This is a genomic window from Streptomyces sp. NPDC002889 (genome assembly GCF_042888425.1).
Taxonomy (GTDB): domain Bacteria; phylum Actinomycetota; class Actinomycetes; order Streptomycetales; family Streptomycetaceae; genus Streptomyces.
Map to the genome: position 1 here is coordinate 267,388 of NZ_JBIAPT010000001.1, position 18,139 is coordinate 285,526.

General features: G+C 70.6%; 11 protein-coding genes. 4 read left to right on the forward strand and 7 right to left on the reverse strand.

Annotated features, from left to right (window positions below; all coding sequences use genetic code 11):
- Window position 1: 1 nt before the first annotated feature.
- Together ACFYWI_RS01255 and ACFYWI_RS01260 are read right to left on the reverse strand one after the other, a co-directional pair.
- On the reverse strand, window positions 2-1,441 hold the full coding sequence (locus ACFYWI_RS01255; protein ID WP_389223603.1) for a WGR domain-containing protein: 1,440 nt from the start codon (window positions 1,439-1,441) through the stop codon (window positions 2-4).
- A gap of 62 nt (window positions 1,442-1,503) precedes the next feature.
- On the reverse strand, window positions 1,504-2,103 hold the full coding sequence (locus tag ACFYWI_RS01260; RefSeq protein WP_389223606.1) for a DUF6817 domain-containing protein: 600 nt from the start codon (window positions 2,101-2,103) through the stop codon (window positions 1,504-1,506).
- Window positions 2,104-2,354: 251 nt separating this feature from the next.
- Between ACFYWI_RS01260 and ACFYWI_RS01265 the strand changes: the two genes are divergently transcribed.
- Window positions 2,355-4,556, forward strand: a complete 2,202-nt coding sequence (locus ACFYWI_RS01265; RefSeq protein ID WP_389224426.1) for a HelD family protein — start codon at window positions 2,355-2,357, stop codon at window positions 4,554-4,556.
- Here the strand turns inward: ACFYWI_RS01265 and glgB are convergent.
- From glgB to ACFYWI_RS01290, 5 genes are all read right to left on the reverse strand, one after another.
- A complete protein-coding gene (gene glgB, locus ACFYWI_RS01270; protein WP_389223609.1) occupies window positions 4,513-7,167 on the reverse strand; it encodes a 1,4-alpha-glucan branching enzyme in 2,655 nt (884 codons plus the stop codon). The genes ACFYWI_RS01265 and glgB overlap by 44 nt on opposite strands.
- 46 nt (window positions 7,168-7,213) lie before the next feature.
- On the reverse strand, window positions 7,214-8,593 hold the full coding sequence (locus tag ACFYWI_RS01275) for a maltokinase (RefSeq protein WP_389223612.1): 1,380 nt from the start codon (window positions 8,591-8,593) through the stop codon (window positions 7,214-7,216).
- Between the two features lie 154 nt (window positions 8,594-8,747).
- Window positions 8,748-10,472, reverse strand: a complete 1,725-nt coding sequence (treS, locus tag ACFYWI_RS01280; RefSeq protein WP_389223615.1) for a maltose alpha-D-glucosyltransferase — start codon at window positions 10,470-10,472, stop codon at window positions 8,748-8,750.
- Entirely contained in the window at window positions 10,469-12,586 is a 2,118-nt protein-coding gene (locus ACFYWI_RS01285) for an alpha-1,4-glucan--maltose-1-phosphate maltosyltransferase (protein ID WP_389223618.1), read from the reverse strand. Before ACFYWI_RS01285 ends, treS begins: the two co-directional genes overlap by 4 nt.
- 333 nt (window positions 12,587-12,919) lie before the next feature.
- Window positions 12,920-13,849, reverse strand: a complete 930-nt coding sequence (locus ACFYWI_RS01290) for an SDR family oxidoreductase (protein WP_389223621.1) — start codon at window positions 13,847-13,849, stop codon at window positions 12,920-12,922.
- Window positions 13,850-13,967: 118 nt separating this feature from the next.
- Between ACFYWI_RS01290 and ACFYWI_RS01295 the strand changes: the two genes are divergently transcribed.
- The 3 genes from ACFYWI_RS01295 (at window position 13,968) to ACFYWI_RS01305 (ending at window position 18,107) form a co-directional block, all read left to right on the forward strand.
- The gene (locus ACFYWI_RS01295) at window positions 13,968-14,948 is read left to right on the forward strand and encodes an AraC family transcriptional regulator (RefSeq protein WP_389223624.1); all 981 of its coding nucleotides are present in this window, start codon (window positions 13,968-13,970) and stop codon (window positions 14,946-14,948) included.
- Window positions 14,949-15,048: 100 nt separating this feature from the next.
- The gene (locus ACFYWI_RS01300) at window positions 15,049-16,509 is read left to right on the forward strand and encodes a 4-hydroxyphenylacetate 3-hydroxylase family protein (protein ID WP_389223626.1); all 1,461 of its coding nucleotides are present in this window, start codon (window positions 15,049-15,051) and stop codon (window positions 16,507-16,509) included.
- Window positions 16,506-18,107, forward strand: coding sequence for an MFS transporter (locus ACFYWI_RS01305; protein WP_389223629.1), 1,602 nt, complete (start codon window positions 16,506-16,508; stop codon window positions 18,105-18,107). Before ACFYWI_RS01300 ends, ACFYWI_RS01305 begins: the two co-directional genes overlap by 4 nt.
- Window positions 18,108-18,139 lie beyond the last annotated feature (32 nt).

Consider the following 18,139-nt stretch of genomic DNA (forward strand, 5'->3'; position numbering starts at 1 on the left):
CTCAGACCAGGCGCCGGATCTCGCCGCGCACCCGATAGAAACCGGCCTCGGCCGGGTGCAGCGCGTCGACGACGTACCGGGCGCCCACCTCCCGTATCCCGCGCGGGAACTGGACGTGCCACGACGGTTCGAAGCCGTCGGACACCACATGCACCCGCATCCGGCCGCCCACCTGGACGCATTCCACGACCACTCCGCCGACGGGAGGCGCCGAGATGGTCGCGACCGCCGTCGGCGACACGGCGGGCCGGTACGTCGGCAGCGCGGCCGCCGACTTGACGTCCCTCGCCACGGGGACTGTGCCCTGTTGGGCTGCCGCGACCGCGGCCTCGCTTGCGTCCACGCACACCAGAGAACCGTCCGTGGTGACCATGTAGAGCTTCTCGTCCCGGTACTGCATGGACAGCGCAGAGCCCCCGCCCGTGCCGAGCTTCCACAGCCGGGTGCCGTCCGCGGTGAAGCAGTACACGGAGGACGACGAGTCGCCGGCGAAGACATGACGCCCGTCCGGCGAGGTCGCGCAGGAGTACACCGCGGTGTCACAGCGGTACGTCGCCTGGACCGCCCCCGTCGTCTTCGAGAGCCGCTGCACCACATGACGAACCGTGCCGGCGTAGACCGATTCGGCTTCCTGCCAGCCGAACAGCACAGCCCCCGTGGTTGCCGTGTGCCACAACTGCCCGCCACCGTCAGGGGCGTACGCCGTGACGCCCTTGCTGTGACCGTGGTAGACCGCGCCCTCGTCCGCTCGCACCATCCAGGCCTGGTTGCCGCTCGACCTGCGCCCCCACTGGTGCTCGTCCTCGTGGTCGATGACCGTCAGCCCGCCGTCGGCGTCGGAGACGTTCAGCACGCCCTCACGGATGTCGAGCCAGAAGATGTCGACATCCGCGGCGATGTCGTACGCGGCGAACGGCAGCTTCGACGAGAGGTCGTACACCTTGCCGTCGTCGCAGCCCGCGTAGATCCAGAAGTCGTCCGCCACCAGGCACTTGACGCCGTCCGGCAGTGAGTAGCGGGCGAGCACCTCGCCGCCGTGGCTGAGCGTGTACACATCGCCCGCCTGGTTGCCCACCCAGCAGCGGTCCTCGTCGATGTGGATGCCGAAGGCCGCTGAGCCTGTACGGAACCGCCACAGCACCGGTGCCGTGGAGCGCGCGGTCGAGGGCGCGGAGGTCACCTGGCGACGCGTCACCGGCCGGGCCGCCCGCTGTCCCTGGACCGCGGGCGCGTACCCCTTGCGCACCTTCTCGCCTATCTTCCTGGCCGCAGCGGCCTGCGCCTTCTCGGCCGTGGGGAAGGTCGAGGTCTGCAGCTGCCCGCCCGCGCCGATCCGGCCGTAGCGCACCGAGACGACCGTCCCCTCCACGGCCACCTCGTAGAACTTGTGCGCTCCGCCGCCGTCCTGCGACAGCTCCAGATACGTCGTGGTGCGTGACATGGCAGACCCCTCCCCAGGACGGAACAGGCGGCCGTTTCCCGCCCGTTCCACTGCAGAGAACGCTAGGGGCTGCCACTGACATTCGGTCCGGCCGCGGCCGGGGCCTCGCTGTCCGGGTCGAGTCCTGTGCGCAGGTCCTTGCGCGCCGCCTCACCGAGCAGCGGTGCGAACCGGTCGAAGAGCATCAGGAGCTCTCCGCCCCACATGACCCGGAACTCTTCGTTCACCACCGCGAGGTCGAGTTCATTGGCGGCCGTGAGCTCGACGAAATCCGCTCGCTGTGCGGCGGTCGGCGTGAACGTCCGGCCCGTGAACCGGTCCCGGAACGCCGCTTCGTCCGAGGCCAGCGATGCGTACGAGGCCTCGCGGTCGCAGCTCGCGTAGAAGTACACGAGTTCCTCGGCCTCTGTGCCGATCGCCGCCGCGAGTTCGCCGCGCCGCTCCAGCGGCAGCAGCGAGGCGGCGAACCCGTCCGTGCCGTAGAACGCGTGGCAGAGCCCCGCCAGCTGCAGCTCCGGCCGCGCGCCCCATGCCGCCAGCCGCTCCCGCACCCGCTCCAGATGGGCGAGCAGCGTCCCGCCGGGATGTTCCATCCCCTCCGCACCGCATGCCCGCAACAGCGCGACCGCCCGCGCCACCGCTTCGTCGACCGCCTTCGCCATGGGTCCCCCGTTGGTGTCGATGTCACCTGCCACCCTGCACGAGGCACGAGGCTCGGGACAACGGCGACGACACGGAGGCGGACTCGTCGGCACGCTTCTCCTGCACAAACAAAAAACCCCCGGACCGAATTGACGGCCGGGGTATTTCTCTGCGTATATTAAGTGTTTCCGTGTTTGCGTAGGACACGAAACACGGAGAAGTCGAATAAACGGACTCTATCGCGTCAGGAGCTGAATTGTCAACCGAGGAAATGCGGCGGGAACAACAATTCGTCTCCCTCGTCCATGAGCGGCTCGACCAGCTCAGGGCGGAGGCGGAAGCCGCCGTGCGCGCCACGACTGCGCAGGTCAGCACAGGGCTGCAGGCGCGCGTCGAGCGCGATGTCGGTGTGGCCGAACACTCCGCCTCGCTCGCCGCCCTCGATGCCGCGGACTCCGGACTGTGTTTCGGGCGGATCGACCTGCGCGACGGCGTGACGCATCACATCGGGCGTACCGGAATCCGGCGTGACGACGCCGAACGCACGCCGCTGCTGATCGACTGGCGGGCTCCGGTCGCCCGGCCGTTTTATCTCGCGACCGGGTACGAGCCCATGGGGCTGCGCCGCAGACGGCACATCACCACCCGGGGGCGGACGGTCACGGCGCTCCACGACGAGATCATGGATCTCGCCGACACCACCCGCACCGGCTTCGAGTCGCACGACGCCGACGAGGTGCTGCTCGCCTCGCTCAACAGCGCACGCACCGGACGGATGGGCGACATCGTGTCGACCATCCAGGCCGAGCAGGACCACATCATCCGCGCCCCGCATCACGGCGTGCTCGTCGTCGAGGGCGGGCCGGGGACCGGCAAGACCGCCGTCGCGCTGCACCGGGCCGCGTATCTGCTGTACGCGCACCGGGAGCGGCTCGCCAAGCGTGCCGTGCTGATCGTGGGACCCAATCCGGTGTTCCTCGGGTACATCGGCGAGGTGCTGCCCTCGCTCGGCGAGACCGGTGTGCTGCTGGCGACGGTCGGCGAGCTGTTCCCCGGCGTCACGGCCGCCGGAACCGACAGTCCCGCGGCCGCCGCGGTCAAGGGCCGGGCCGGCATGGCCGGCGTACTGGCCGAGGCCGTACGGGACCGGCAGCAGGTGCCCGAGAAGGGCGCCCCCCTGGTCATCGCGCACGACGACGGGGAGCTCGTCCTGGACTGGGACATGGCCGTCGAAGCGCGCCACAAGGCCCGCGAGACCGGGCTGCCGCACAATCTCGCCCGCCCGTACTTCGCGTTCCGGCTCATCGACGAGCTCACCACCCAGCTCTCCGACCGCATCGGTGCCGATCCGTACGGCGGCCCCAACTTCCTCGGCCCCGACGACATCGCCCAGCTCGGCAAGGGCATCGCCGCCAGCGCCGAGGTGCACGCCGCCATCGCGACTCTCTGGCCTGCGCTCACCCCGCAGGAGTTCCTCGCGGACTATCTGGCCGATCCCACTCACCTCGACGAGGAGGAGAGGGAGTTGATCAGACGCGAAGGCGGGGCATGGACGCCCGCCGACGTGGCCCTGCTCGACGAGGCGGCCGAACTCCTCGGTGAGGACGACTCCGCCGCCCTTGCGGCCGCCGAGGCCGAACGCGCCCGGCAGATCGCCTACGCGCAGGGCGTGCTCGATGTCTCCTACGCCTCCCGTACCTACGAGTTCGAGGACAAGCACGACGAAGAGTCGGAGGTGCTCGCCGCGCACGACATCATCGACGCCGAACGGATGGCCGAACGCCAGGAGGAGGCCGACCACCGCAGTGCCGCCGAGCGTGCCGCCGCCGACCGGACCTGGGCATTCGGCCACATCATCGTCGACGAGGCGCAGGAACTGTCAGCCATGGCCTGGCGGCTGCTGATGCGCCGCTGCCCGACCCGCTCGATGACCCTCGTCGGCGACCCCGCCCAGACAGGTGACCTGGCAGGGTGCGACTCCTGGGATCAGATCCTCGCGCCGTATGTGCCCGGCCGCTGGAAGCTCGCCCGGCTCGGCGTCAACTACCGCACCCCCGCGGAGATCATGGAGTACGCGGCCGAGCGCCGGCGCGCCGCCGACCAGGCGTTCGAGCCGCCGCGCTCGATCCGCACGACGGGCGTACGTCCCTGGGAGCGCACGTTGCCGCTCGGCGAAGTGGCCTCGCTCGCCAGGGCCGAGGCCCCGCAGGAGGGCAGGCTCGCCGTGATCGCCCCGCGGGAGCTGCACGGCGAGCTCGGGGAACTGCGGCACGACGGGCCGCTGGATCTGTCCCGGCCCGTCGTCCTGCTCGATGCGCGGCAGGCCAAGGGCCTGGAGTTCGACACGGTCCTCGTCGTCGCCCCGGAGTGCATGGGGGCCAACGACCTCTATGTGGCGCTGACCCGTGCCACCCAGCGCCTCGGGGTCGTCACACCGGCTTCATCCACACCGTCGCCAGCGGCGGCAGAGTGAGCTGGATGCTCGTGCGGTGACCGTGGGCGGCGACGGACTCCGGCTTCACCTGGTCGAGGTTGAGGACGTCGCTGCCGCCGAACCGAGCATCGTCCGTGTTCAGGACCTCCGCCCAGGCGGGCACGGACGACGGCACCCCGAGCCGGTACTCGTGCCGGACAACCGGGGAGAAGTTCGAGACCGCCAGCAGCGGGGCGCCCTGCGCGTCGAAGCGCAGGAACGAGAAGACATTGTCCTCGGCCGCGTGGCCGTCCACCCAGGCGAAACCCTCGGGGACGGTGTCCCGCTGCCACAGCGCCGGCGTCCGGCCGTACACCTTGTTCAGCTCGCGCACCAGGTCGCGTACGCCGCGGTGGTCCGGCTCCGCCGCGTACGAAGGGTCGAGCAGCCACCAGTCCGGGCCATGACCCTCCGACCACTCTGCACCCTGTGCGAACTCCTGGCCCATGAAGAGCAGTTGCTTGCCCGGATGGGCCCACATGAAGCCCAGATACGCGCGGTGGTTGGCGCGCTGCTGCCACCAGTCGCCCGGCATCTTGCCGACCAGCGACCGCTTGCCGTGCACCACCTCGTCGTGCGAGATGGGCAGCACGTAGTTCTCGCTGTACGCGTACACCATCGAGAACGTCATCTCGTTGTGGTGGTACTTGCGGTGCACCGGCTCCTTCGCGACGTACTGCAGCGAGTCGTGCATCCAGCCCATGTTCCACTTCAGGCCGAAGCCGAGCCCGCCGAAGCCGCCCGGGCCCACATGGTGGGTCGGCCGGGTCACGCCGTCCCATGCCGTGGACTCCTCGGCGATCGTGACGACGCCGGGGCAGCGGCGGTAGACCGTGGCGTTCATCTCCTGGAGGAAGGCGACGGCGTCCAGATTCTCCCGGCCGCCGTGTTCGTTCGGGCTCCACTGGCCGTCCTCGCGGGAGTAGTCCAGGTAGAGCATCGAGGCGACGGCATCGACCCGCAGACCGTCGATGTGGAACTCCTCGCACCAGTAAGCGGCGTTCGCCACCAGGAAGTTGCGCACCTCCTTGCGGCCGTAGTCGAACTCGAGCGTGCCCCAGTCGGGATGCGCCGCGCGCGCCGGGTCGGTGTGCTCGTACAGCGGACGGCCGTCGAACTCGGCCAGTGCCCAGTCGTCCCTCGGGAAGTGCGCGGGCACCCAGTCCACCAGCACGCCGATGCCCGCCCGGTGCAGACAGTCCACCAGGTGGCGGAAGTCGTCGGGGGTGCCCATCCGGGAGGTGGGGGCGTAGAAGCCGGTGACCTGATAGCCCCAGGAGCCGCCGAAGGGATGCTCGGCGGGCGGCATGAACTCCACGTGGGTGAAGCCGAGTTCCTTGACATAGGCAGGCAGCTGCGTCGCCAGCTGACGGTAGGTCAGCCCGGGGCGCCAGGAACCGAGATGCACTTCGTAGACCGAGACCGGTGCCTCGTGGACCGGACGGTCGGCGCGGTGAGCCATCCACTCCTCGTCGTGCCACACATGGTGCGACTCGGTCACGACCGACGCGTTGGCCGGCGGCACCTCGGTACGCCGGGCCATCGGGTCGGCCCGCAGCGTGTGCGAGCCGTCCGGGCGGGTGATGTCGAACTTGTAGAGCGTGCCCTCGCCGACGCCCGGCAGGAACAGCTCCCACACGCCCGTCGCGCCGAGCGAACGCATCGGAAAGCCTGTGCTGTCCCAGTAGTTGAAGTCGCCGGCGACCCGTACGCCCTGGGCATTGGGCGCCCAGACGGTGAACCGAGTGCCGGTGACGCCCTGATGCGTCATCGGATGCGCGCCGAGCGCTTTCCACAGCTCCTCGTGCCGGCCCTCGCCGATCAGATGGAGATCGAGATCGCCGAGCGCGGGCAGAAAGCGGTACGGGTCATGGACCTCGAACCCGCTCTCGTTGTCGTCGTAGGTGACCAGCAGCCGGTAGTCCGGCGTGGTGCGCATGGGCAGCAGTCCCGAGAAGAGGCCGTCGCCGTCCGAGTGCAGCCCCGCCCTGAGCCCCTTGCCGAGCACGGTCACCGTTCGCGCGTACGGGCGCAGTACGCGCAACTCGACGCCGCCACGTACGGAGTGGGCCCCGAGCAGCGCATGCGGATCGTGGTGGGCGCCGGACAGCAGCCGCTGCCGGTCCCCGTCCCCGAGCGGCTTCGCCGCGCGTACGCCGCGGCTGCCGCCGCCTGCCGCGCGGGGCCGGGGTGCGGCGGCGTCCGGCTGCGGCGTGGCCCCGCCCGAGCCGGTGGCGGGCGAACCGGGTCCGGCCGACCCCGCTCCCTCCGCCTCCGGCCGGGTCGCCTTCGCACCGGCGGCCTGCGCCGCGGCCGCCTCCGGACCGGCCGGATCGCCCCCGGCCGCGCTCGACCGGCCGGCGGTCTGCGCCCCGGTGGCACGCGCTCCCCTGGCGGTCTGCGCCCCGCCGGTGGCCGTCCCGCCGGTCTCGGCCCGGCCGGCCGCCTCCGAGGGGCCGGCCCCCGCGGCAGCGGTCCCGGCCGCCTTCGACCGGTCCGCCCCGGTCCGGGCCGGCGTGCCCGACGGTTTCGCCTCGGCGGTCGGGGTCTCGGCCGGCTGCTTCGGCAGGTCGGAGTCGGATGAATGACGGGACGGGGGGCGGCGGGTCACGGGTTCGGCCTCCTGGGGCGACGGTGGGGGTCGGGGTGGGGGGACATCAGTGCGCCGCGGCAAGGCGGTCGATCGCGGCCATCGGCACCGGCAGCCAGTCGGGCCGGTGCCGGGCCTCGTAGACGACCTCGTACACGGCCTTGTCGGTCTCGTACGCGCGCAGCATTTCCGGCTCCTCCCGCGGATCGGTCCCACAGGCCGCCGCGTAGCCCTCGCAGTACGCGGCGCGGCACAGCTCGGCCCAGACGGGGTTCCAGGGGCGGTGGGTGCGGGCCGCGTAGTCGAACGAGCGGAGCATGCCCGCGACATCGCGAACCGTGGGCTGCGGCCGCCGGCGCTCGGTGAGCGGCTTCGCGGGCTCGCCCTCGAAGTCGATGACCGACCAGGCGCCGTCGGTCGAGCAGTGCAGGGCCTGGCCCAGATGCAGATCCCCGTGCACCCGCTGCGCCGCCCAGGTGCACCCGTGCCTGCCGAGCACGGCGACCGCATCGAAGGCGGCCCGCAGCCGGGGCACGTACGGCACCAGGGCGGGTACCGCCTGGGCCGCCGCGTCCAGCCGCTGCGCCATGGCGGCCGCCAGGTGCTCCGTCTGCGCTCCGCTCAGCTTCACGGTGGGCAGGGCGTCCGCGAGCGCCGTGTGCACCTCGGCGGTGACCCGTCCGAGCGCATGGGCCTCATGGTCGAAGGAACGCCCGTCGGCCAGTGCGTCCAGGGCGAGCCTCCAGGCGTCGCGCGAGTCGCGCAGATAGGGCTGGAGAACTCCCAGGGTGAAAGGTTCCGGCGCGTGTGCCTCGTACCAGGCGACCGGCGCCGGCGCGCGGTCGCAGCCGGCCCGGGCCAGTGCCAGTGGCAGCTCCAGATCGGGGTTGGGGCCGGGGTGGATACGGCGGAAGAGTTTGAGGATGTACGTATCGCCGTAGATCAGCGAAGAGTTGGACTGCTCGGCGTCCAGCGGCCGGGGGGCCAGGCCCGGCGGAATCGCGGGCGCACTCTCGAACCGGTCGAAGCGCAGCGGGCCGAGGGAGCCCGGCGTGCGCAGCCGTTCCAGCAGCAGCGCGGCCAGCCGGGGATCGTGCAGCCCTTCGTACACGGTCCGCCCGGCGAGAGGACCCTCTGACAGATGTCCGATCAGCGCCGGAGCGAGGGAACGCGGCAGGGTTTCGCGTACGCCGATGAGCAGTTGGTAGCAGTCGGCGATCGCGTGCGGTGCGGTGAGGTCCGGCTGCCGGACCCGCACCAGCAGATGCAGCAGGCCTGGGCCGGGCCCGTGGAGGGGGAGCAGCTCGGTCGCCGAGACGAGCGAGAAGCCGGCGAGGCGGGACCCCTTGCCGGCGAACCAGCGTTGTCTGGGCAGCCATTGGTGCAGCAGAGGGGCGAGCGAGGGGAGCAGTGCGACGGAAGTCCGGGTGGATGCAGCCTCCGACATGGCATCGCGTCCTTTCCCCGGGTACACCACGAATGCGCAAAGTGTCCCGGATTACAGCTGTGGCTGTCCGGCGGCGCGCGGGGATGAGGGGGAGAGTGCCCGATGCGGGGCGGTGGAAACCGCCCCGCGGGAGCAGATGCCCCTCGGGGACGCGTCAGGCGGGAGCGGCGTCCTTTCGCAGACGGAACCAGTAGAAACCGTGCCCGGCGAGAGTCAGCAGGTAGGGCCACTGTCCGATGGCGGGGAAGCGCACCCCGCCGATCAACTCCACGGGATGACGGCCGTTGAAGGCGCGCAGGTCGAGCTCGGTGGGCTGCGCGAACCGCGAAAAGTTGTGTACGCAGAGCACCAGATCGTCGCCCCCTTCCTCGTTCGAGGGGGCCTCACGCAGGAACGCGAGCACCGCCGGGTTGGAGGAGGCGAGTTCCGTGTACGAACCGAGGCCGAACGCCGGGTTCTGCTTACGGATCTCGATCATTCGCCTGGTCCAGTGCAGCAGCGACGATGGCGAGGCCATCGACGCCTCGACGTTGGTGACCTGGTAGCCGTAGACCGGATCCATGATGGTCGGCAGGTACAGCCGGCCCGGATCGCACGACGAGAAGCCCGCATTGCGGTCCGGCGTCCACTGCATCGGGGTGCGCACCGCGTCACGGTCGCCCAGCCAGATGTTGTCGCCCATTCCGATCTCGTCACCGTAGTAGAGGATCGGGGACCCGGGCAGGGACAACAGCAGCGCCGTGAACAGTTCGATCTGATTGCGGTCGTTGTCCAGCAGCGGGGCGAGCCGCCGACGGATGCCGATGTTGGCGCGCATCCGCGGGTCCTTGGCGTACTCCGCGTACATGTAGTCGCGCTCTTCGTCCGTGACCATCTCGAGCGTGAGCTCGTCGTGGTTGCGCAGGAAGATGCCCCACTGGCAGCTCTTGGGGATGGCCGGGGTCTTGGCCAGGATTTCCGAGACCGGGTAGCGGGACTCGCGCCGCACCGCCATGAAGATCCGCGGCATCACCGGGAAGTGGAAGGCCATATGGCACTCGTCGCCGCCGGCCGCGTAGTCGCCGAAGTAGTCGACGACGTCCTCCGGCCACTGGTTGGCCTCGGCGAGCAACACCGTGTCGGGGTAGTGCGCGTCGATCTCCTTGCGCACCCGTTTGAGGAACGAGTGGGTGGCCGGGAGGTTCTCGCAGTTGGTGCCCTCCTCCTGGTACAGGTACGGCACGGCGTCCAGCCGGAAGCCGTCGATGCCGAGATCCAGCCAGAACCGCAGCGCCGAGATGATCTCCTCCTGGACCGCGGGGTTCTCGTAGTTGAGGTCCGGCTGGTGGGAGAAGAACCGGTGCCAGTAGTACTGCTTGCGCACCGGGTCGAAGCTCCAGTTGGACGACTCGGTGTCGACGAAGATGATCCGGGCGTCCTGGTACTGCTTGTCGTGATCGGCCCAGACGTAGTAGTCGCCGTACGGCCCTTCCGGGTCGCTGCGGGACTGAAGGAACCACGGGTGCTGGTCGCTGGTGTGGTTCATGACGAAGTCGATGATGACGCGCATACCGCGCTGGTGCGCGGCGTCCACGAATTCCACGAAGTCGGCGAGATCGCCGAACTCGGGCAGCACCGAGGTGTAGTCGGCGACGTCGTAACCGCCGTCCCGCAGTGGGGACTTGAAGAACGGCGGCAGCCACAGGCAGTCCACCCCCAGCCACTGCAGGTAGTCCAGCTTGGCGGTGATGCCCTTGAGGTCGCCGACGCCGTCGCCGTTGCTGTCCTGGAAGGACCGCACCAGGACTTCGTAGAAGACGGCTCGCTTGAACCAGTCGGGGTCCCGGTCGCGGGCGGGTGTGTCCTCGAAGGTGTCGTGGACGGGCTCATTGACGATCATGATGTGGGTGACCCTCCGGTCTGCGGGGACGGTCGCAGGACGAGGATGTGCGCGGGCATACGGCCCGGCTCGAGGCGCACATAGTTGGTCCTGCCCCAGTAGTAGGTCTCGCCGGTGAGCTCGTCGCGCACCGGGGCGCTCTCGGACCAGTCGAGCCCGAGCCGCGGCATGTCCAACGAGACCGTGGCCTCCTGGGTGTGGTGGGGGTCGAGGTTGGCGACCACGATGACCGTGTCCGGCCCGGACTGCTTGGAGTAGGCGATCACCGCGTCGTTGTCGGCGTGGTGGAAATGGAGGTCGCGCAGCTGCTGGAGCGCGGGGTGGCGGCGCCTGATCCGGTTGAGCCTGGTGATCAGCGGCGTGATCGTTGTCCCCGCCCGCTCCGCCGACTCCCAGTCGCGCGGACGTAGTTGGTACTTCTCCGAGTGCAGGTACTCCTCGCTGCCGGGGCGCAGCGGGACGTTCTCGCACAGCTCGTACCCGGCATACATGCCCCAGGAGGGCGACAGGGTCGCGGCGAGCACCGCGCGCACCTCGAAGGCGGGCCGGCCGCCTTCCTGGAGATAGGCGTGCAGGATGTCGGGGGTGTTCACGAAGAAGTTGGGGCGCATGTACGAGGCGGCTTCGCCGGTCAGCTCGGTGAGGTACTCGGTGAGCTCGTGCTTGGTGTTGCGCCATGTGAAGTAGGTGTACGACTGCTGGAAGCCGATCGCGGCCAGTGTGTGCATCATCGTGGGCCGGGTGAACGCCTCGGCGAGGAAGACGACATCGGGGTCGGTGGTGTTGATGTCGGCGATCACCTGCTCCCAGAAGACGACGGGCTTGGTGTGCGGGTTGTCGACGCGGAAGATCCGCACCCCGCGGTCCATCCAGAAGCGCAGCACCCGCACCGTCTCGCCGACCAGTCCCGGCATGTCCCGGTCGAACGCGATCGGATAGATGTCCTGGTACTTCTTCGGCGGGTTCTCGGCGTAGGCGATCGATCCGTCGGCCCGGTGATGGAACCACTCCGGGTGCTCCTTCACCCAGGGGTGGTCGGGGGAGCACTGCAGGGCGAAGTCCAGGGCCACCTCCATGCGCAGAGAGCGGGCAGCGGTGACGAAGTGGTCGAAGTCCGCGAAGGTGCCGAGGTCGGGGTGGAGCGCGTCGTGCCCGCCGTCGGCGGAGCCGATGGCCCAGGGCACGCCCACATCGTGGCTGCCGGCCTCCAGGGAGTTGTCCGGGCCCTTGCGGTGGGTGGTGCCGATGGGGTGCACCGGCGGCAGATAGACGACGTCGAAGCCCATCGCGGCGATGGCCGGAAGCCGTTCGGCGGCAGTACGGAAGGTGCCCGGGACGGACTGCCCGCCCTTCCCGAGCACCGCGCCCTCGGAGCGAGGGAACAGTTCGTACCAGGAGCCGTACAGCGCCCGTCGCCGCTCGACCTGGAGCGGCAACTGCGGTGAGCTGCTGACCAGTTCGCGCAGCGGGTTCCGGGCCAGCGCGGCGGCCGCGTCCGGGGCGAGCGCGGCGGCCAGCCGGGCGGCCGCCGAGCGTCCGGTGTCGCGCAGCGCGTCGACCGCCGCGAGCACCGCCTCCCGGCCGTCCTTCTTGGGCACCCCCGCGGCGGCGCGCTCGTACAGCTCGGCGCCCTCCGCGAGGACCAGTGCGGTGTCGATACCGGCCGGGACCTTGATGGTGGCGTGATGCCGCCAGGTGGCGATCGGATCGCTCCAGGCCTCCACGGCGTAGGCCCAGCGGCCTTCGCCGAGGGGGGTGACCTCGGCACCCCATCGGTCGGTGCCCGGGATGAGCTCCCGCATGGGGGTGAAGGGACCCGGGCGGCCCTTCGGGTCGTAGAGAACGACGTTGGCGGCGACCGCGTCATGGCCCTCGCGGAAGACGGTGGCGGTGACCTGGAAGGTCTCACCCGCCACGGCTTTCGCGGGCCTGTTGCCACAGTCGACGAGAGGGCGGACATCCAGGACGGGGATGCGACCGATGAGCGAGTTCACGACATCACCTGGGGGCTGTGCGGGCCGGGCGGATGGAGAGCGTTGTGCTCGTTTCCGGGGTTTGGGTGTTCTTTCTAACTGCTCAGTCGATGACTTCGGTGACTGGCGGGCTGCGCGCATGTCCGCTCCTGTCCGCGTTCACCCGGGTGGGCGGAAAGAATGGTGAGAGGGGTGCACCGGCTTGCGTACCGGATGAGCCTTCCCCGGCATGCCCGGGGGGCAATCCGGTGATGTGTTAACTACTAGGGCGTAGGGGACAGCACAAGACACACAAAGAGGCCGGTTCCGTCGAGAAGAGGGAACCGGCCTGTCTGTCGTTACGTGCGCCGTGTGCCCCGGCGTGGCATGCACCCTGTGCGCCCTGCGCGCACTACGCGCGCTGGTTCGCCGCCGGCCGCAGAAGGGCCGTGAGGCCACTCGAGACATGGCTCATAACCATGCCTTCGTCGAGCCTCACGCTTGCTCTCCCGACCACAACTGCCACGGCTGACGCGCCACCCACTCGTCCGCCGGAGTCGGCTTCAGCGACAGAGCGGCCGCCGACCCCCCGTCGTCACCCGCCATCAGGGCGGGCTGCGCGTCGCCCGCCATGAAGTGGTAGATCCCCGCCACCCCGGCGGCCGCCCCGGTGCCCACGATCTGGGCGAGCCCCTGTTCGAAGACGTGCGGCTCCAGCGCCACGTAGCGCACATCCCGGCCGAGCCCCCGGGCGAACGCCGCCGCCAGCTCAGGGCCCGTCAGCGACCGCTCGCCGCCGATGTCGAAGGTGCGCCCCGCGATGGCGTCCACCGTCAGTGCCGCGTATATGGCCTCGGCCAGATCCCGGTGCGAGATCCACGCGGCCGGGGCATCGGCCGGCAGGGGATAGGCGAGCACGCCCTCGTTCACCAGCGCCGGGCCGTTCCACGGGCTGAAGAGGTTGTCCAGATACACCGGCGGGCGCACCACGACCAGCTCGACACCGCTGTCGGCGAGACTCTCGCGGAACACCGTCTCGGCCAGCCTGCGGGTCTCGAAGGCGGCGAGCCGGGTGCTGTGCCGCGGGACACGGGTGTTGCTGTTGTAGACGATCCGGCGCAGACCGCAGTCGCGGGCCGCCTTCGCGATGTGCTGGGAGTACGCCAGGACCTTGTCGGCCTCGTACACCAGCGGCATCGTCACCGCCGCGTGCGTGGCCCCCTCGAAGAGCCGGCGCACATCCTCCTGCCGACCCAGGTCGCCGTCCACGACCAGAACGCCGGGCAGCTCCGGGCGGTCCTCCTCGGGTTTGCGGCTGAGCGTACGGACGCGGTGCTTGCGCTCGATCAGCAGACGGGCCGTGGCACCGCCCTGGAAGCCGGTCGCCCCCACGACCGCCACGCGCATCGGAATGTCATCGGACATGTGTGTGAAGTGCCCCTTCGATAGGGTGAGCTGGTGCCGGGAACGGCTCTTCAAGGCTCGCGGCGACGGCTTCGGCCGATCAATTAACAATCCGGGGCGGAGGTTGAAGGATCGTCCAATGGAACCCACCCAGAGCAAGGGCGGCGGCAGTGTCCAAGGCGGCCTCCACGACGACCTTTTGAGCGAGCTGCTCCAACCCCTGCGCCTGACAGGGGTCTTCGACAGCCGCTGGCATGTCCGCGCGCCCTGGGCGATCGAGGGCGACGCCGAACAGAGCTGCGCCGTACTGCACTTCATCACTCAGGGAAACTGCTGGATCACCGGCGCGGACCAGACACCCATCGAGCTGCACGCCGGCGATCTCGCCCTCTTCCCCACCGGCACCGCCCACCGGCTCGCCGACCGTCCCGACCGGCGGGGCGTCGCGCTGGCCGCCGTACTGCCCCAGCGCCGGCCCGGCACCTCCGGAGAGATCCGGATCGAGGGGGACGGCCCGGAGAGCCGGCTGCTGTGCGCCGGGCTGCACTACGACGCCTCCGCCGCCACCGGCCTGTACAAGGCACTGCCCTGGGCGCTGGTCCTCGACGGCTCCCAGGTCGACCGTGAGCCGCTGCTGCGCGACACCCTGCGGCTGCTCGCCACCACCGACCGCCCGGTCGGACCCGGCGACCGGCTGATCACCCTGCGCGCCTTCGAGATGGCGTTGGTGCTCGCGCTGCGCCCGCTGCTGCGCGAACTCGCCGACAACCCCGCGTCGCTGCCCGTGCTGCGCCACCCCGGCATCAGCAAGGCGCTGGTCATCATCGCCACCCGGTTCGCCGAGCCCTGGACCATCGAATCGCTGGCCCGCACCGTCGGCATGTCCCGCTCGGCATTCACCGCCGCCTTCCGGGAACTGGTCGGCGAGGCACCCGCACGGCATCTGACCGGCCGGCGGATGCAGGAGGCGGCCCGGCTGCTCGGCGAGACGTCGCTGCCGCAGTCGGCCGTGCCGGAGCGGGTCGGCTACCAGAGCGCGGTCGGCTTCCACCTGGCCTTTCGCAAGTGGTACGGCAGGACACCCGGCGAGTACCGCGCGCAAGGCCCCTCAGCTGCATGACTGGCCGGTTCTTAAGGACCGCTGGACGGTCGTTCATTGCCCTGCCTCCTCGGCGGGAGACAGGCTCGGCTGAAACCAGCATCCCGTTCGAGGAGAGACGTTGACCAGGTCCGGCCAGGAGTACCTCGCATCGCTGCGGGACGGGCGCGAGGTGTGGCTCGACGGCGAACGCGTCCAGGACGTCACGCGCCACGCCGCCTTCCGCAACACCGCGGCGTCCATCGCCCGGCTCTACGACCTGGCACACGACTCCGAGTACACGCAGCGTCTGACCGTGGGCGGCGTGCACCGGGCCTTCGCCGTGCCGCGCTCGTACGAGGACCTCCTCGCGCGGCGCACCGCGTACAAGGTGTGGGCCGAGTCGAGCTTCGGGTTCCTGGGCCGTACGCCCGACTGCATGGCGGGCGGCGCCGCCGGATTCGCGGCCGTGCCGAACCTGTTCACCACGGACACCTTCGACGGTGCGGACAACGTTCTCGCCTGGCACCGCAGGCTCGCCGAGGGCGACCTGTACCCGACCTTGACCCTCACCAACCCGCAGACCGACCGCACCAGGGCGGCCTGCGAGCAGGAGGAGGACGACCTGGTGGTGCGGGTGGTCGCGGAGAAGGACGGAGGGGTCGTGGTACGCGGCGCCAAGATGATCGGCACCGCGGGGGTGTTCGGCAACGAGGTGATCGTCGGCACCATCGAGCCGCTCGCGCCGCAGGACGTCGAGCAAGCGCTGTGCTTCTCGCTGCCCGTCGGCACCCCCGGCCTGAAGTTCGTCTCCCGCACCTCCTACGAGGGCCGGGCGCGCAGCGTCTTCGACAACCCGCTCTCCTCGCGTTTCGACGAGAACGACGCGCTGCTGGTGTGCGAGGACGTGTTCGTCCCGTGGGAGAGGGTCCTGACCTACCGCAATGTCGACACGACCTTCCGGATGTGGTGGCAGACGCCGGCCTACGTCAACTTCGTGCACCAGTCGGCCACCCGCTTCTGGACCAAGCTGGAGTTCCTCACCGGCATCGCGATCCTGCTCACCAAGGCCAACAACACCTACCAGCTGCCGCAGGTCACCCAGGTGATCGGCGGGCTGATGGGCAAGGTCGCCCAGGCCAAGGCGTTCGTGCTGGCCGCGGAGGCCTCGTACGAGGAGGTCGACGGGGGGCGCGGCGGCGTGATGCCCGGCAGGGAGATCTCCCTCGCCCAGCGCATCATGGCGGGCGAGCTGTATCCGCAGGCCGTTCAGGACATCAAACTCCTGGCGGGCGGCGGCATCATCCAGCTGCCCGCCTCCGCCGAGGACCTGCTGCATCCCGAACTCGGCCCCCTGGTGAGGAAGTACATCCGCTCACCCGGGCATGGGGCCGAGGATCGCATCAAGCTGCTGAAGCTCGCCTGGGACGCGCTGGGTTCGGAGTTCGCGGGCCGCCACGAGCAGTACGAGCGCTTCTACCACGGCGCGCCCCATATCTATCTGATGCAGCAGGTGTGGGAGGGCAACACCGACAGCTGCGAGTCGCTCGCCCGTGCCTGCCTGGACGGCTACTCGCTCGGCGAGGAGACCGCGGACCGGTGAGCGCCGACGGTTTCCACGACGCGACCGGCCGGGGCGCCCCGTCCCGGGGGCCCGGTCCCAGCGGAGCCACGCCCGCTCGGGGGCCCGGGCGCGTCGGAGCGACGCCTGCCCGGCGGCCGCGGGCCGCACGGGCCCACCCGGCTGCCGGGGGGCAGCCGGGCGGCCCGGTCGGGCCCGGCCCGGACCGCCGACGGGGCGCCGCGCTCGCCCTGCTCGCCACCACACAGCTGTTGCTGATCATGGACACCGCGATCATCAATGTCGCGCTGCCCTCGGTCGGTGACGACCTGGGGTCGGGGTCGGCCGGGCTGTCCTGGGTCGCCAACGCGTATCTGATCACCTTCGGCGGGCTGTTGCTGCTCGGCGGGCGCGCCGCCGATCTCCTCGGGCACCGGCGGCTCTGTCTCGCCGGGCTCCTTCTGCTGGCCGCCGCATCCGCCGCGGGCGGCATCGCCGGCACGGTCGGCGCCCTGATCGCCGCGCGCGCCGTCCAGGGCGTCGGCGCGGCCCTCGCCGCGGCCGCCGCGTTCGCCCTGCTGCTCACCCTCTTCCCGGACGGCCCCGGTCGGCACAAGGCCCTCGGCGTGTTCGCCGCGATGGGTGGGCTCGGCGGGGTGCTGGGCACCGTACTCGGCGGCGTCCTCACCGATCTGTTCGGATGGCGCTCCACCTTCTGGCTCAATGTGTCCGGTGCACTGCTGCTCGCCGGCGCCGCGCTGCGCCTGCTGCAGCCCGGATCGCGCACCATCGAACGCGGCTTCGACCTCATCGGAGCGCTCACCGCCACCGGTGGACTCGGCCTGGTCGCCCATGCACTCGTCGGCGCGGGAGAAGCCGGCTGGACCGGTGCCCGCACCCTCGCCTCCGCGGGCGCAGGACTCGCCCTGCTGGCCGTGTTCGCTGTGCTGGAATCCCGTATCGCCCGCCCGCTGGTGGCGCCCGTGGTGCTGCGGCGACCCGCGCTGCGAGACGCCAACATCCTCAGCGCCCTTGCCCAGATGGCGCTGTTCCCGATGTTCTTCCTGGTCAGTCTCTACCTGCAGCGGGTGCTCGGTCAGTCCCCGCTCGTCGGCGGTCTCGGACTTCTGCCGCTGTCGCTGGTCGTCGTCGCCGTCGCCCCGCAGACCGGCCGGCTCATCGGCCGCCTCGGACTGCGCGCCACCATGACACTCGGATTCGGCCTGCTCTTCGCGGGCATGGTCTGGCTGGCACTCGCCCTCAGCGCCGCCGGTACCTTCGCCGGCACCGTTCTCGCACCCAGCCTGGTGCTCGGCGCCGCCCTGCCGCTGGTCATGGTCACCACCAACGTGGCCGCCACCGCCCAGGTCGCGCCCACCGAGACGGGTCTGGCCTCCGGACTCGTCAACACCAGCCAGCAGTTCGGCTCGGTCCTCGGACTCGCGGTCCTGGTCGCCGTGGCCACCGCGGACACCACCGCCGCGGGCGATGCCGCGGCCGAGGCCGCGGGCTTCAGGTCCGCTCTGCTGGCCGGTGCCGCCTTCGCGGCGCTGGCCGCCCTGCTCTCCGTACGGCTGCGACTGCCCGCCCCCATCACGGCGCCGCCACGCCAGGACCGGGTCGGCGGCACCGTGGAGTGAACGAGAGGGGCCGCCGCGTCCGGTGACCGTTG